The following is a 15,029-nucleotide window of genomic DNA, read 5'->3' as shown; positions in this document are numbered from 1 at the left end:
TGGAGTCCGACGTCGACACGGGCCACGGCCCGGTGACCGTCTCCGACAGCGAGCGGGCCAGCGGCGGCTGCACGCGCCGCCCCAACGTGCACGCGGAACTCTCGGACGCGCCCTACCGCCCCGGCGAAACCTTCACCGACCGCGTGAACGGCATCCGCATCGGCGTCGTGGACGAGGACGGGGCCGGCACCTACCGGGTCCGCATCAGCCGCCCCTGACTCACCCCGCGCCCGCCGGAGCCGCCGGCCTCAGCCGTCCCCGGCCGTGAAGCGCTCGCGGAGCTCCCGCTTGAGGAGCTTGCCCGTCGGGTTCCTCGGCAGCTCCTCCGTCCGCACGAGGATCCGGGCCGGCACCTTGAAGGCGGCGAGCCGCGCCGCCACGTGCGCCCGGAGCGCCTCGGCGTCCACCTCCGCCTCCCGGTCGGGACGGAGCCGTACGACGGCGGCGACCTCCTCCCCGAGCACGGGATGCGGCAGGCCGAGCACGGCCGCGTCGGCCACCCCCGGGTGCTCCTGGAGGACGCGCTCGACCTCGACGCAGTACACGTTCTCGCCGCCACGGATCACCATGTCGGTCAGCCGGTCCACGATCGTGACCCGCCCGCCGTCGTCGATCCGGGCCAGGTCCCCGGTCCGGAACCAGCCGTCGTCGGTGAAGGCGGCCCGGGTGGCCTGCTCGTCGCCCCAGTAGCCCCGGATCAGCGACTGGCCGCGCAGCCACAGTTCGCCCACGCCGCCGGCGTCGGGCGCCTCGATCCGTACCTCGGTCACGGGGGACGGACGGCCGGCGCCGCCGGGGTGCGCGCGGTACTCGGCACCCACGTGGGACAGCACGCCGCCGCAGGTCTCGGTGAGCCCGTAGCCGTTGCGGGGCTCGATCCGCTCCCCGTACCGCTCGGCCAGGCCGGCCACGATCCCGGGCGGGGCGGGCGCCCCGCCGGTGCTCAGCAGCGTCAGGCTCTCCAGGCCGTCGCCCGCGCGCCGGGCCTCCTCCAGGAGCTGGAGGGCGGTGGTCGGCACGCCCGCGTAGTGGGTCACCCGGTGCTCCCGGATCAGCTCCAGGGCCCGGCCGGCGTCCCACTTCCGCATCATGACGAGCGTGCCGCCGGCCGCCATCACGGCGTAGAAGGAGGTGAACGCGGCCACGTGGAAGAAGGGGAACGTCGTCAGGGACACCGGCGCGGGCCCCGTCCCCGGCACCTCGCCGCGCGCCAGGGCGGCCGCCGCCGCGAAGTAGCGCGGGTTCACGGCCGCGCCCGCCTGCGCGAGGTGGGTGGCCACCGCGCCCTTGGGCCGTCCCGTGGTCCCGGACGTGTAGACGATGGTCGCGTCCTGCTCCGGCGTCACCTCCACGTCGGGCGGCCCCAGGTGGGGATCGGTGTCGGGGACGTACGCCGTGAAGCCCTCCTCCGCCTCCTCCGAGCCGTCCCCGTGGAACACGATCCCGGGTACCGCGTGCCGCCGGGCCCAGGCCCGGACGCGCGGGAGCCGCTCGCCGTCGACCAGCAGGACGCGGGGCGCGCAGTCGTCGAGCGCGTAGGCGAACTCGTCCTCGGTCCACCAGGCGTTGAGGGGGACGGCGACGAGCCCGGCGAGCTGGGCGGCCCAGAAGGCGACCTGCCACTCGGGGTGGTTGCGCAGGGCGACGACGGCCCGGTCACCCGGGCGGAGCCCGTACTCCGCGACGAGCCGGCGGGCGAGGCCGCAGGCGGCGTCGAAGAACTCCCGGTACGTCACGCGGGCGTCCTCGGACACCAGGAAGACCCGGTCCCCGTAGGCCCAGACGGCCTCCACGAACTCGCGCAGGGTACGGGGCCCGGAGGCGTACACCCCGTCGCGTACGGCGAAGGGGGCGCCGTCGGCGGTCAGACGGGCGGCCCACGGGGCGGGGGCGGCGGCCCGGGTGCCCGTACCGGCCCCGCGCTCCGACGACTCCGTACCGGCTCCGCGCGCCGGTTCCGTACCGGCCTCAGCCTTCACGTGGCCCCTCCTAAGCGCTCGCTCAGCCCGTTGGTGACGCTATGCCGCCCTCCCCCGGGGGTCAACCCCGCCCCGTTAGACTCGGCGGAGGCCAGGGGCCGTGACACCGCCGTTCCGCCCCCGCCGTACGAGGCCGAGGCCGTGGGTTTCCCCTCCTCCCCCTCTCTCCCTCCGCCGTCCCGCTCCCCGACAGGTGTCCGTTCCTTTGTCCTCCCCCGCCACCGTGTCCCCCGCCGCGCGCCCGCGCCGGATCAAGCCCGACTGGATCTCCGACCCGAAGGTGTGGCGCACCGAGATCCTCGCCGGTCTGGTCGTCGCCCTCGCGCTGATCCCCGAGGCGATCTCGTTCTCGATCATCGCGGGCGTGGACCCGGCGCTCGGCCTCTTCGCCTCGTTCACCATGGCCGTGACCCTCTCGGTCGTCGGCGGCCGGCGGGCGATGATCTCCGCGGCGACCGGGGCCGTCGCCCTCGTCATCGCGCCCCTCAACCGCGAGCACGGCCTCGGCCACCTGATCGCGGCGGTGATCCTCGGCGGGGTCTTCCAGATCGTGCTCGGCGCGCTGGGGGTGGCCCGGCTGATGCGCTTCATCCCGCGCTCGGTGATGGTCGGCTTCGTCAACTCCCTCGCCATCCTGGTCTTCATGGCGCAGATCCCCGAGATGCGGAACGTGCCGTGGCCCGTCTATCCGCTGATCGCGGCCGGACTGCTGCTCCTCGTGTTCTTCCCCAGGATCACCACCGCCGTGCCGGCCCCGCTCGTCTCGATCGCCGCCCTGACCGCGTTCACCGTGGGCGCCGGGATCGCCGTCCCGACGGTCGGCGACAAGGGCGCCCTGCCGTCGGCCCTGCCCGTGCCGGGACTGCCCGACGTGCCGTTCACCCTGGACACCCTGACGACCGTCGCCCCCTACGCCTTCGCGATGGCGCTGGTCGGGCTCATGGAATCCCTCATGACCGCGAAGCTGGTGGACGACATCACCGGCACGCCCTCCGACAAGACCCGCGAGTCCATCGGCCAGGGCATCGGGAACATCGTCACCGGTTTCTGCGGCGGCATCGGCGGCTGCGCGGTGATCGGCCAGACGATGATCAACGTGAAGGTCTCCGGCGCCCGCACCCGCCTCTCCACCTTCCTCTCCGGCGCGTTCCTGATGGTGCTGTGCGTCGTCTTCGGCCCGGTGGTCTCCGAGATCCCCATGGCCGCGCTCGTCGCCGTCATGATCATGGTGTCCGTCGCGGCCTTCGACTGGCACTCCGTCGCCCCGAAGACCCTCCGCCGCATGCCCGCCGGCGAACTCACCGTCATGGCGGTCACGGTCGTGGCCGTGGTCGCCACCCACAACCTCGCCGTCGGCGTCGTCACCGGATCGATCACCGCCATGGTCGTCTTCGCCAAGCGGGTCGCCCACCTCGCCGAGGTGTCGGCCGTCCCCGACGCCGACGGCCGGCGCGTCGTCTACCGGGTCACGGGGGAGCTGTTCTTCGCCTCCTCCAACGACCTCGTGGGGCAGTTCGACTACGCGGGCGACCCGGACCGGGTCGTCATCGACCTCTCCGCCGCCCACATCTGGGACGCCTCCTCCGTCGCCGCCCTCGACGCGATCGAGAACAAGTACGCCCAGCGCGGCAAGACCGTCGAGATCACCGGCCTCAACGCCCCCAGCGCCGACCTCCACCGCCGCCTCACCGGCGAACTCGGCAGCCCCTGACCGGGCAAGCCCGGGCCGCCCCGCCCGCCGCCGCCCCAGGGGCCGGGGCCGGCCGGGAGACGGCGGCGGTGCGCGGGGCGGAGGCGGTTCAGGCGCCGCCGTGCAGCAGGTCCGGGCCGATGTCCGTGACCCGCGCGCAGCCCGCCAGGGCCATGGCCGTCGACAGCTGCGTACGGTACGAGTCGAGCAGCGCGGTCACGCCCGCGGCGCCACCCAGGGCCAGGGACCACACGACCGGGCGGCCGAGGAGCACCGCCCGCGCGCCGAGGGCCAGGGCCACCAGGACGTCGGTGCCGGTGCGTACCCCGCCGTCGACGAGCACCGGGACCTCGCCGCCGACCGCCGCCACGACCGCGGGCAGGGCGTCCGCCGGGGCCACGGCCCGGTCCAGTTGCCGGCCGCCGTGGTTGGAGACGATCACGCCGGCCGCGCCCGCCGCCACGCACGCCCGCGCGTCGTCGGCCCGCAGCACGCCCTTGACCAGCACCGGCAGGCCCGACATGCGGTGCAGCCGCCCGATGGCGTCGAGGCCGAGCGACGGGTCCTGCTCCCAGCCGGGCAGCCGCGTCCCCACGCCCACCGCGCGGCACAGCTCGTCGTCCTCGGGCAGCGGCAGCGGCAGCCCGGAGGTGGCCCTCGGCGGTACGTAGGGGGCGTCCACCGTCAGGACCAGGGCCCGGGCCCCGGCCGCCGCGGCCCGCTCCACCTGGCGGCGGGTGATCTCCGCGTCCCGCAGCCAGTACACCTGGTACCACCAGGGCCCGGCCGCCGCGGCGACCTCCTCGGGGTGGCGGGTCGCGCGGGAGGAGAGCACGAGCAGCGAACCGGCCGCCGCGACCCCCGCCGCCGTGGCCGTCTCGCCCTCGTCGTGCGCCATGCGGTGGAAGGCCGTCGGGCCCGCGAGGACCGGTGAGGCCAGGCGGGTGCCCAGGAGTTCCGTACCGGTGTCGACGGACGAGACGTCACGCAGCACGCGCGGCAGCAGCCGCCGGTTCCGCCAGGCGTCCGCCGCCTCCCCCGCGCTGATCTCCTCGTCGGCCCCGGCGGCGTAGAACTCGTAGGCGGCGGCCGGCAGCACGGCCCGCGCCCGCGCGGCCAGGTCGCGCGACGCACGGATGCCGGCCTCGGCGGAAGCGGCAGGCGCGCCGGGGGCTTCCGGTGCGGGCACCGGCTCGGGTGCGGGCGCCGCCCCGGTCGTGGCCACCGTCTCCGGTGCGGGCGCCGTCTCGGGCGTGGTCATCTCAGACCCAGTCCCGCGCGCCGCCGGCCGCGTCGTCGCCGGACACCGTGACCCCGAACTCCAGCCCCGCCACGGCCTCCCGGGCCCGGGCCACGGCCTCGGCGGCGTCCGCGCCGCGCGCCCGGACGAAGGCCGCCCGCGACTCGGAGCTGTCCAGGTCACCGAGCACGTCACCGGCGCCCAGCAGGGCCTCGGCGGCCACCACGCCCGGCCGGGCCGCGGCCTCCTCCAGGCCGTCGATCCGCGCGAGCGTGCCGCGCGCCCGGGGCACCGCGAACCAGATCGCCTCCGGGCTGCGGTCCACCGACGGGTCCTCCAGCGTCTTGCGGACGTCCGCGAGCACCGGCAGGCCCAGCGTCTGCCGCACCACGCAGTCCACCAGGTCGACGCCGGTGACGTCGTGCACCAGGTACGGGATCTCGTCGCCCGCGAGCCGGACGTGGGTCTCGATGACGCGCGGCCCGTCCTGCGTCAGGACCACCTCGGTGTGGGTCACGCCGTAGGTGATGTCGAGCGCGTCCAGGAGCCGTCGCACGTAGGCGTGCACGGCGTCGGTCTGCTCTGCGGAGAGGCCGGCCGGCACGACGTGGCCCAGCTCGACGAAGCCCACCGGGTCGGAGAACTTCCGCGTGACGGCGAGGATCTCGTGCTCCCCGTCCTCGGAGAAGGCCTCCACGCTGAACTGCGGCCCCTCGTGGAAGCGTTCCACCAGCACGCCCGCGTCCGGGATGACCTCGAAGTCACGCGCCGCCCGCGCGAAGGCGGCCTCGGCCTCCTCGGCGGACCGCACCACGGAGACACCGAAACTGCCGGCTCCCTGCACCGGCTTCACCACGCACGGCGTGCCGTGCTCGGCCAGGAACGCCCGCAGCTCCGCCACGTCCGCGACCCGCCCGCCCGGGGTGTCGTCCACACCGAGCTCCGCGAGCCGCCGCCGCATCGCGTCCTTGTCGTGCACCCAGGCGATCGTCCGGGGCGAGTGGCACGGCAGGCCCAGCGCCTCGGCGACGGCCGCCGCCCGGTCCTGGTCCCGCTCGCCGAAGGTGCCCACGCGGGTGAAGGGATGCCGCTCGTGCACGGCGGCGGCCAGCGCGATCCACTCCTCGTCGGGCGCCTCGCTGCGCAGGGCGAGGACCCGGTCGTGCTGCCCCGGCTTGCGGATCTTGGGCACGAAGTCCATCCGGCACAGGATGGTCGTGGCGACGTCCGGGCCGCCCACCTCCCGGATCAGGCCGGGGATCTCGCGGCCGCCGCCGACGATGAGCACGTGTTCGGTCATGGGGTCACCTCGCTGGAAGAACGGGAAGCAGGGGAAGAGGCGGGGGCGGGATCCGTCTTCGGGGGCGCCGGTGCGGTGCGCGGCGCGCCGGTCGCCCGGACCACCAGGGCGGCCAGGGCGTACACGACGGCGAGCACGGCCCAGCCGGCCGTCCCCATCGGCAGCAGCACACCCGTCATGAGCACCGGGCCGACGATCTGCTGACCCGTCATGCCCAGGCTGAAGGCCGCCAGGTAGCGGGCCCGCGCGGGAGGCGGCGAGAGCTCGTACGACAGGTTCCACACCGCGACCGAGTGCAGGTTCTCGCCCACCGTCAGGAGCACCACGGCGAGGACGGCACAGGCCGCCGCCGGCCACACCGGTACGTGCTCGGCGCCGGCGAACACCGCGCAGGACACCAGCAGCGGGACGAGCGCCACCGGCACCAGCCGCAGCGCGCCCGCCGTGGTCTCCGCGAACCGGGACACGTACACCTGGAGCAGCACGGTCAGCACGGTGTTCACCGCGAGCAGCACCGAGACCGACGAGGAGGGCGCGTCGGTGGCCGTGATGAGCCAGAGCGGCAGCAGGATGAACAGCACCGAGTCGTGCAGCGACAGCACGCCGTTGGAGACGGTGAACAGCATGAACCGCAGGTCCCGGAAGGGGCTGCGGACGGCGGCCGGTTCCCGCTCGGCCGGCGCGGGGGCCGGTGACACCGGCGAGGGCCCCGCCCCGGCACCGTCCGCGGCGGGCGCCGGGGCGGCGGCCGACCGGCGGCGCAGCTGCTCCACCACGGCGGCGATCACCCAGAAGGTCAGCGCGTTGCCCAGGAACAGCGCCACGAAGGCCGCCTGCTCCTCGATCGCGAGCACCGCGCCCGCCAGCAGGAAGCCCGCCGTCAGACCGATGTTGCGGACCGACCGGATGGACGCCATGGTCCGGGTCTGGTTCTCGCCGCCCTCGACGATGCCCACGACCACCTGCTGGAGCGGCGAGCAGCCCCGGTCGAGCGCGGTGAGCACGCAGGTCAGCACGGCGTACGGCCAGAAGCTGTCGACCAGCGCGAACCCGGCGTACCCGAGTCCGCGCACCGCCAGCAGCCCCACGTACACCTTGACCGGCCCCACCCGGTCGGCCAGCCGGCCGAGCGGCACCGGGCTGAGCAGCCCGGCCGCGGCGGCCACCGACAGCACGATGCCGACCTGGGCGGCGGGCAGGCCGACGACCGTGACGAAGTAGAGGGTGGAGGCGGCCAGGAACATGCCCGAGCCGACCGAGTCCACCGCCGCGCCCGCCGCCAGCCGGCGACCGGCCGGCGTCTTCGGCAGGATGGCCAGCAGCAGGCGCGCGGCCCGCCCCGCCACTCCCGTCCGGCCGTTCGGCTCCCCGCTCATGCGGCCCTCCCGCTCTGCGCGTTCACGCGCCGCTCCGCCCCGCGGAGCCGGTGATCCAGTCCACGAGTTCCGCGGTCCGCCGCACGTGCACGGCGGTGGCCGCCTCCGGGGGCGGCTGGCGCAGGTGGTTCCAGGTGTGCCGGCGGGCCGCGTTGACGCGGGTCTCCGCCTCCTCGGCCCGGTGCGCGGGGCCGGCCGCCAGCAGGGCGGCGGCCAGCGCGAGCCGGCCGATCCGGTCCACCAGCACCCAGCCGCCCGCGGCCGTGCACGCCGGGTCGGCGCCGACCCACTCCTCGCGCGTGGCGCCCAGACCGGAGAGCGCCGCGTCCGCGATCTCCCAGGCGGCGGCCGCCCGGCCCCGCGGACACGGCCCCAGCGCCGCCCGCAGCCCGGCGCACACCGCGTCGTACACCTCCGCCGACGCGAGCGCGGTGACCAGCGCGGCGACGTGACGCTGCGCGACCACGGCGACAGCCTGCTCGGCGGATGCGGCCCCGCCGGTGACCGGTACGGCTCCGTCGGCCGCGCCGACCGTGGCGGATGCGGCCCCGCCGGTGACCGGTACGGCTCCGTCGGCCGCGCCGACCGTGGCGGGTACGGCTCCGCCGGTCGCCCCGCCCGACGCCGGCACGGCTCCGGCCGGCAGGAGGCCCGCCGTGGCCGGGGCCGTCAGGGCGAGGACGCGGGTGGTGTCCGCCTCCACGGCCCACAGCGCGCACCCGCGCAGTACCGTCGCCGCCGGGTCCCGGTCCGCCGGGCCGGCCGTCTCACGGGCCGCCCACGCCCGGGCGGCCGCCAGGTCGATCAGCCGGTCGCACAGCTCCTCGTCCAGGGCGGCCCGCCAGGCCCGCTCCGGGACGCCGTCGGCCGCCGTCACCGGCGCGCCCAGGACGCTCCGCAGCCGAAGCGCGGCGGCCTCCAGTCGTACGACGGCGGCGCGCACCGCGCCGGCGTCCGCCTCGGGGAGAGGCGACGCGGCGGCGCCGTGCGGTTCCGTCCGGTTCACACGCGCTCCAGCCAGCGGGCGTACCCGTCGTGCCGGCCGCCGACGACGTCCCGGAACAGCTCGCGCAACTGCTTGGTCACCGGACCGGCGCCGCCCGCGCCCAGCGGACGCTCGTCGACCGAGGCGACGGGCACGATCTCGGCGGCGGTGCCGGTCAGGAACGCCTCGTCCGCGATGTAGACCTCGCTGCGCGGGATGCTCCGCTCCGTCACCTCCAGGCCCAGGTCGCGGGCCATGGTGATGACGCTGTCGCGCGTGATGCCGGGCAGGATGCCGTCACTGACCGGCGGGGTGAACAGGGCGCCGTCGCGCACCACGAACAGGTTGGCGGCCGACGCCTCCGCGATGTGCCCGGTCGCCGTCAGCATCAGCGCGTCGTCGTAACCGGCGCGCTGCGCGCCCACCTTGGCCAGCGCGCTGTTGACGTACGCGCCCGTGGCCTTGGCGAGCGGCGGCACCGTCTGGTGCGAGTTGCGCTGCCAGTTGCTGACGATCAGACGGCAGCCCTCCGTCTCGGCCCGGTCGCCCAGGTACGAGCCCCACGGCCACACCGCGATCGACATCCGCACCGCGTCCAGCTGCGGCGCGACACCCATCTCGCCGTAGCCGAGGTACGCGATGGGGCGGATGTAGCAGGAGTCGTGGCCGTTGATCCGGACCAGCTCGAGCACCGCCTGGACCAGCTCCTCGTCGGTCCACGGCAGTTCCATCAGGTACACGCGCGCCGAGTCGCGCAGCCGGGCCACGTGCTCGCGCAGCCGGAACACCGCCGGGCCCGAGTCCGTGGCGTACGCCCGGACGCCCTCGTAGACGCCCCAGCCGTAGTGCAGGCTCGGAGTGAGCACGTGCACCTTCGCGTCGTCCCAGGGGACCAGCTCGCCGTCCATCCAGATGAACGGGGTCGGGGTCAGTGGCATGTCTGCTCAGTCTCCTTGTGAAGTGGTGCTGTCCGGCCCGAGGCCCCGCAGCCGGGCGTCCTCGCTCGTGCCCTGCAGCCGCAGGGTCTCCTCGAGCTCGGCGCTGCCCGGACCGGTGAAGCGGAACCAGCCGTGGCGGGCTTCGAGGTCGCAGCCGCGCAGCTTCTTCGCCTCGTAGGCGGCGAGGCCGTACCAGACCTCGCGCACGCCGTGGGCCAGTGCCCAGCGGATCGTCTCGTGGTAGGTCAGGGCGAAGTAGACGCCCCTGGCGCGGTCGTCGTCGAAGCCGGCCGTGCGCCCGTACAGGGCGTCCCCCGCCCGAAGGTAGAGGACGAACCCGAGGGTCTCGCCGTCCCGTTCGGCGCTCAGCACCAGGCAGCTGTCACCGACGGTCTCCCGCAGGGCGTCGAAGTCACGCTGGACGCGCGGCCGTCCGCCGGGCAGCCCGTACTTGGCGCGCAGCGCGACCTGGAGGTCGACGACCGAGTCGGACAGCGCCCCGGGACCCTCGCGGATCACGGTGCGGAAACCGGCCGCCGCGTACTCCTCCAGCTCGCGGTGGGCGCGGCGGCGCTTGCGGCTGGCCAGGCCCGCGAGGTACGTCTCCCAGTCGGGGGCGTCGAGCCGCAGGACGGACTCGGCGCCCAGGACGGCGGGCACGTGGCCACGGGCCTCGGCCGCCGGTCCGAGGACGGCGGCCTGCTCGTCGGTGGCGTACAGCAGGGAACTGCTGCGGCAGCCGAGCAGCCCGGCGGCCTCGTCCAGGAGCCGCGGCAGCTCGGCCAGGACGCGCGCCCGGCCGGCCGCGTCGCGGCCGGCGGCGTGGACGATGCCGTGGTGCGAACCGAACACGGCCAGCGTGACGGAGGGGTACTGGCCGCGGCGGGCGTCCTCCAGCCGCCCGGCCAGCTCCTCCCAGCGGGTCCGCCGCTCCGGGTCCAGCAGCTCCGGGGCGCCGAAGGCGTTGGTCTCCCCGGTCATCCTCGGGGTGTCGTAGAACAGCAGCCCGCCGCCGTCCCGGGTCACCAGGAGGGGGGCGAGGGCGGCGAGCTCGCCGCCCTCGCGCACGGCCAGGTAGCGCACCTCGTGGAGGTCGGTGCGCTCGGTGAAGCGCCACCAGCGGTCGTCCTCCCAGAACACCGCGGGCGCGGCGAGGGCCGGGAACTCCGCGGCGGTGGGCCGCGCGTCCGGGGCGAGGACCTCGGCGGTCAGGTCACTCACCGGGCCGCCTCCGCGGGTGCGGCTCCGGGGGCGGGCTCCCAGCCGAATCCCGCCTCCACCTCCGCGCCCGTCTTGTCGACCAGCGCGAGCAGTTCCTGGGCGTCGTCCGCCGTCACGAGCCAGGTCGCGATGAAGTCGCCGGACTTGCGGCCCTCGTACCGGGCGCCGCCCCAGTCCTCGCCGAGCCGCGCGAGGACGGTGAAGTCCCGCGTACCGGCGGGCGCCCGCTCGGGCAGGCGGACGATCCGGCCGTCGCGCGGCGGCAGGCCGTAGTTGGCGACCAGCGGCGCGGCGGCGGCGTGCGCCCGTACGGCCTCCAGATCCACCGGCAGCCCGCACTCGATCCGCGCCCACAGGTGCCGCGGGTCGAGCCCGAGGACCGCCTCCAGCATGGCCGGGATCGGCGTGCCGCCCACCCGGCCGGCGATCTCGCACAGGACGATCTCGCCTGCGTCCGTCACGAAGAACTCGGCGTGCACGAACAGGGCGGGCGCCGCGGGCAGCGCGCCCACCAGCCGCCAGGTCTCCGCCACCAGCCGCTCGTGCAGCGGGTCGTCGGCGGGCAGCGTCCAGCTGCCGTTGCCGGAGTCGGTCCAGTGCGACAGGCAGCCGCCGTCGGTGTAGACGGACGGCACGCAGACCACCGGCTCCCCGCCGACGTGCAGCGCGTCCACGTGGCACATGCGGCCCTCGACGTACCCCTCGACCTCGTGACCGCCGCCGGCCACCCGGTCGGCCACCTCCGCGATCTGCGCCGGGTCACGGAGCACCGCGACGCCCGTCGAACCGGAACCGCCCCGCGGCTTGACCACGACCGGTCCCGGGTGGGCCGCCATGAAGGCCGCGACGTCCGCAGCCGAGGCGACCGCCGCGAACGGCGGCACCGGCACGCCGCCGGCCGCCGCCCGCTCCTTCATCAGGACCTTGTCGCGGTAGGCGCGGGCGCTGTCGGGCAGCTGGCCGGGCAGGCCGAGTTCGGCGCGGAGGGCGGCGGCCCGTTCCACGTCCACCTCGGCGAGGGCCAGCACCCGTGTGACGCCGTACCGTTCGGCGGTCCGCCGGGCCGCCGCGAGGACGGCTTCGTCGTCGGTGTAGTCGGCGACCCGTTCGACGTGGGCGAAACCGGGCCCGGGGGACACGCCCTCGGCGGTGACGGCCAGGAGCCGGCCCGCCTCCTCGCCCAGCCACTCGGCGAAGGGCAGGCCCGCGTTGCGCGGGCTGAGCAGCACGAGGATCACGCCGACACCTCCGGCCAGGCCACACCCTGCTCGGCGGCGAGCGCCGTGAACGCCCGCGTGGTGTGCGGGTCGAGCGGGATGCCCCGCTCCGCCCGCTCGGCGGCGACGCGCCGCTGCGGGTCTCCGGGCACCTGGACGGGCTGCTGCGCGTCCGCCCCGGCCGGGGCGCCGCGCGTGGTGTCGAGCAGGCCGGTGAGCCCCTCCGCGAACTCCGCGGTGCCCGCGAAGGCGGCCGGGTCCAGGCACACCACCAGGTGGCCGATGCCGCGGCTGCGGCCGGGCGTGGAGGCGCCGATGTGCTCCAGCTCCCAGTCCCCCGGCGAGCCGGTCAGCACCGCGCCGAGCAGGGTGGCCACCATGGCCAGGCCCTGCCCCTTGTAGCCGCCGAGCGGCGAGAGCGCGTAGGCCTGTTCCGGGTCGGTGGCCGGCCGGCCCTCGGCGTCGGTGGCCCAGCCGGCGTCCAGCGCCCGGCCGTGCTTGCGGCGCTCCTTGATCTCGCCGAAGCAGACCTGGCTCGTCGCCATGTCGAGGGCGAACTCGTCGTCCTCGACGGCGGCGGCGAAGCTCAGCGGATTGGTGCCGAACAGCGGCTCCGTCCCGGAGAAGGGAGCCACCCGCGAGGCGGCGGAGGTGGTCACGATGCCGACCAGGCCCTGCCGGGAGAGGTGCCGGCTGTAGACGGAGGCCGCCCCGAAGTGGTTGGAGTTGCGGACGCCGACCGCGGCCACGCCGTGGGTACGGGCCCGCTCGGCGGCGATCCGGGCGGCGGCGAGGCCGGCCACCACGCCCAGCGCCCCGTCGGCGTCGAGCATGACGGCCGCGCCGCTGTCCCGTACCGTCCGGATCTCCGGCCGGGCGGTGGCGATCCCGTCGGCCAGCTCGTCCAGGTACTGCGGCAGCAGGCGCAGGCCGTGGGTGTCGATCCCGCGCAGCGAGGTCTCGGTCAGGGCTTCCGCCACGTCCCGCGCGTCCCCGGGTGCGAGTCCCGCCCCGGTGAGGGCGGTCTCGGCCAGGGTGACGGCGGTGGCGGCGGGGAGCAGGGGGGCGGGCTCGGACGCGGGGGGCGTGACGTCCCCGGCTGCCGGGGTGGGCCGCACGTCGTGCACGTGGGTCATGCGGGTTCGTTCGCCTTCCAGACCATGAGGGGGGACGGGTCGTCGCCGTCCGGGAGGGGGCCGTCGCCGGCGGGCGCTGCGGCGGGGGACCTGTCGGAGGGCAGGTCCGGCGGCCCGCCGGGGGCGCCGTCGCGGACCGTGCCGCCGGAGGCGGCGAGGGTCCGGAAGCCGGCCGCGCGGCAGGCCTCCCGCAGGCTCTCGTCGTCCGCCCGCAGCCAGACCGTGTCGGCGCCGTCCGCGACCGCGCGGGTGACGGCGCCCCGCAGCAGCGCCACCAGTTCCTCCGGGCTCACCGCTTCCGTACCCGGCGCGGCCGTCCGGTCGAGCTGGCGGAAGGTGTCCGCGGGCGCGTGGCCGGGCAGGGGGCGGCGCCGGACCCGTACGGAGGCCAGAGCCGTACCGTCGCGGTGGACCGACAGTTCCTCGGCGTCCCAGCCGGCCTGGCCGGCGCGGCCGGCCGCCGAGGGACGGACCGTGAACGCCGGCCCGTCGTACGCGGGCACGAAGCCGGTGCCGGGCGCGTCGGGCAGCGTGAGGGCGCCCTCGGCGTCGAGCAGCACGCCGGTGCCGGTGTCCACGGCGAGGAGCGCGATGCTGTCGGCGTCCAGGTGGTCGACGAAGGGGCCCAGGTGCGCCGTGGCGGACACGCCCGCGCTGGACTCCGGCATGCAGCCGAGCATCGTGCCGAGCCCGGCGGCCCGCGCCGCGCGCAGCATCCGCAGGGCCGGAGTGATGCCGCCGGCCTTCATCAGCTTCAGGTTCACGCCGTGGAAGGCCTCGGCGCAGGCGTCGAGATCGTGCGGTCCGGTGATGCTCTCGTCCGCGTACACCGGGATCGGGGAGATCTTCTTCAGCTCCCTGGCCTCCGCCCACGCCTCGCGCGGGAAGGGCTGCTCCAGCAGCGTCACGCCGAGTTCCGCCATCGCGTCCAGCGCCGCCGCCGTCGCGGCGGGTTCCCAGCCGCAGTTGCCGTCGACGTAGAACGGCGCGTCGGTGTGCTCGCGCAGCGCCCGGAGGATGTGCAGGTCACCGGGTGCGGCCAGCTTGACCTTGTACGCGGGCCAGCCGGGCCGCTCCTGGAGCTTGCGCACCATCACGCCGGGCTCGTCGAGGCCGATGCTGTAGCTGGAGCGCAGCGCGCCCGGCCCCGCCGTGTCCCCGCCCGCCGGTTCCGCCCCGGCCGCGCCCAGGCGCCGCCACAGCGGTACGCCCGCGAGGCGGGCCGCCAGGTCGTGCGCGGCCACGTCGAGCGCGGCCAGCGCGAAGGGCGAACCGGTCAGCAGCGGAGCCAGTACCTCCCACGCCCCCTCGGGGTCGTCGGCCGGCAGCTCCCGCAGCGTGCCCGCGACCGACCGCAGCGAGGCGTGCAGGGCGTCGAGCGAGGAGTTGTAGCGGTCGGTCATGAAGGCCGAGGCCTCGCCGAAACCGGACCGCCCGCCCGCCGACAGCTCGACCAGCACCCCGGGCTGCACCGGGATCGCCTCGCGGGCGCTGCGCCAGACGTCGTGGTCGGTGAGGCGGATCTCGTGGACGTGGAGCCTCACCACTGGTCACCCGTGTACGACGGCAGGGTGGTGCCGAAGGAGACCGGCTTGAGCTCGTCGTACCACTGCGCGTGCTCGTCGTACGCGGCGAAGAACGGCCGCCCCACCCACTCGGGCCGGCGCGCCTGGAGGAAGCTGAGGACGAACGCCCGCTCGCCCGCCACCTCGGTCGTGCCGTGCAGCATCACCTTGCCGGGCGCGGCCGACATGACCGGGCCGCGGGCGGTCCTGGCCAGGCCGGAGACGCCCCGTACGGCCTCGCGGTAGATGTCGAGGGCCCGGGCGAGGGGGATGCCGAAGTAGCTGCTGGCGCCGGTGTCCCGCTCCACGAACATGTAGTAGGGGATGACGCCCAGTTCGACCTGGAGCTGCCACATCCGCGACCAGGCGGCGGGGTCGTCGT

General features: G+C 75.8%; 11 protein-coding genes and 2 pseudogenes. 2 read left to right on the top strand and 11 right to left on the bottom strand.

Translation table 11 applies throughout. The features are described 5' to 3' along the window. Positions 1 to 218, top strand: a pseudogene (locus tag RIF68_RS08785) (M6 family metalloprotease domain-containing protein); the annotation flags it as partial. A 30-nt stretch (positions 219 to 248) separates the two neighbouring features. Here RIF68_RS08785 and RIF68_RS08780 read toward each other — a convergent pair. Beyond that, a complete protein-coding gene (locus tag RIF68_RS08780) occupies positions 249 to 1,868 on the bottom strand; it encodes a class I adenylate-forming enzyme family protein (RefSeq protein ID WP_309050575.1) in 1,620 nt (539 codons plus the stop codon). Between the two features lie 316 nt (positions 1,869 to 2,184). On the opposite strand from RIF68_RS08780, the gene RIF68_RS08775 reads away from it, so the two are divergent. Further along, positions 2,185 to 3,690: a SulP family inorganic anion transporter gene (locus RIF68_RS08775; RefSeq protein WP_309050574.1), complete on the top strand. Its 1,506-nt coding sequence runs from the start codon at positions 2,185 to 2,187 to the stop codon at positions 3,688 to 3,690. 88 nt (positions 3,691 to 3,778) lie between these two features. Here the strand turns inward: RIF68_RS08775 and RIF68_RS08770 are convergent, their stop codons facing one another. The 10 genes and pseudogenes from RIF68_RS08770 to RIF68_RS08725 form a co-directional block, all read right to left on the bottom strand. Continuing rightward, positions 3,779 to 4,930 (bottom strand): alpha-hydroxy acid oxidase, encoded by a 1,152-nt coding sequence (locus RIF68_RS08770; RefSeq protein ID WP_309050573.1) that lies wholly within the window; start codon positions 4,928 to 4,930, stop codon positions 3,779 to 3,781. 1 nt (position 4,931) lies between these two features. Then, positions 4,932 to 6,209 carry an ATP-grasp domain-containing protein gene (locus tag RIF68_RS08765; protein ID WP_309050572.1) on the bottom strand — a complete coding sequence of 426 codons (1,278 nt, stop codon included), beginning with the start codon at positions 6,207 to 6,209 and terminating at the stop codon, positions 4,932 to 4,934. Beyond that, on the bottom strand, positions 6,206 to 7,585 hold the full coding sequence (locus RIF68_RS08760) for an MFS transporter (protein WP_309050571.1): 1,380 nt from the start codon (positions 7,583 to 7,585) through the stop codon (positions 6,206 to 6,208). Before RIF68_RS08760 ends, RIF68_RS08765 begins: the two co-directional genes overlap by 4 nt. 22 nt (positions 7,586 to 7,607) lie before the next feature. Then, positions 7,608 to 8,591: a hypothetical protein gene (locus RIF68_RS08755; protein WP_309050570.1), complete on the bottom strand. Its 984-nt coding sequence runs from the start codon at positions 8,589 to 8,591 to the stop codon at positions 7,608 to 7,610. Continuing rightward, complete coding sequence (locus RIF68_RS08750; protein WP_309050569.1) at positions 8,588 to 9,508, bottom strand: branched-chain amino acid transaminase; 921 nt, start codon at positions 9,506 to 9,508, stop codon at positions 8,588 to 8,590. Before RIF68_RS08750 ends, RIF68_RS08755 begins: the two co-directional genes overlap by 4 nt. A 6-nt stretch (positions 9,509 to 9,514) precedes the next feature. Continuing rightward, positions 9,515 to 10,729, bottom strand: a complete 1,215-nt coding sequence (locus RIF68_RS08745; RefSeq protein ID WP_309050568.1) for a GNAT family N-acetyltransferase — start codon at positions 10,727 to 10,729, stop codon at positions 9,515 to 9,517. Next, entirely contained in the window at positions 10,726 to 11,967 is a 1,242-nt protein-coding gene (locus RIF68_RS08740; RefSeq protein WP_309050567.1) for a hypothetical protein, read from the bottom strand. Before RIF68_RS08740 ends, RIF68_RS08745 begins: the two co-directional genes overlap by 4 nt. Beyond that, positions 11,964 to 13,082 (bottom strand): Ldh family oxidoreductase, encoded by a 1,119-nt coding sequence (locus tag RIF68_RS08735; RefSeq protein ID WP_309050566.1) that lies wholly within the window; start codon positions 13,080 to 13,082, stop codon positions 11,964 to 11,966. Before RIF68_RS08735 ends, RIF68_RS08740 begins: the two co-directional genes overlap by 4 nt. Continuing rightward, positions 13,079 to 14,626 carry a dipeptide epimerase gene (locus RIF68_RS08730; protein ID WP_309050565.1) on the bottom strand — a complete coding sequence of 516 codons (1,548 nt, stop codon included), beginning with the start codon at positions 14,624 to 14,626 and terminating at the stop codon, positions 13,079 to 13,081. The genes RIF68_RS08735 and RIF68_RS08730 overlap by 4 nt, the downstream gene beginning before the upstream one ends. After that, a pseudogene (locus tag RIF68_RS08725) lies at positions 14,623 to 15,029 on the bottom strand (lysine 2,3-aminomutase); the annotation flags it as partial. The pseudogene RIF68_RS08725 and the gene RIF68_RS08730, both read right to left, overlap by 4 nt.

It is taken from the genome of Streptomyces sp. (genome assembly GCF_031178505.1).
Lineage (GTDB): Bacteria > Actinomycetota > Actinomycetes > Streptomycetales > Streptomycetaceae > Streptomyces > Streptomyces gulbargensis.
Note: the sequence above shows the minus strand (reverse complement) of the source record. Positions and strands in the feature narration are given on the sequence as shown.

Coding starts and splice junctions, on each gene's coding strand:
- RIF68_RS08750 (WP_309050569.1), bottom strand. CDS start 9,508: ATGCCACTGACCCCGACCCCGTTCATCTGGATGGACGGCGAGCTGGTC.
- RIF68_RS08760 (WP_309050571.1), bottom strand. CDS start 7,585: ATGAGCGGGGAGCCGAACGGCCGGACGGGAGTGGCGGGGCGGGCCGCG.
- RIF68_RS08735 (WP_309050566.1), bottom strand. CDS start 13,082: ATGACCCACGTGCACGACGTGCGGCCCACCCCGGCAGCCGGGGACGTC.
- RIF68_RS08770 (WP_309050573.1), bottom strand. CDS start 4,930: ATGACCACGCCCGAGACGGCGCCCGCACCGGAGACGGTGGCCACGACC.
- RIF68_RS08765 (WP_309050572.1), bottom strand. CDS start 6,209: ATGACCGAACACGTGCTCATCGTCGGCGGCGGCCGCGAGATCCCCGGC.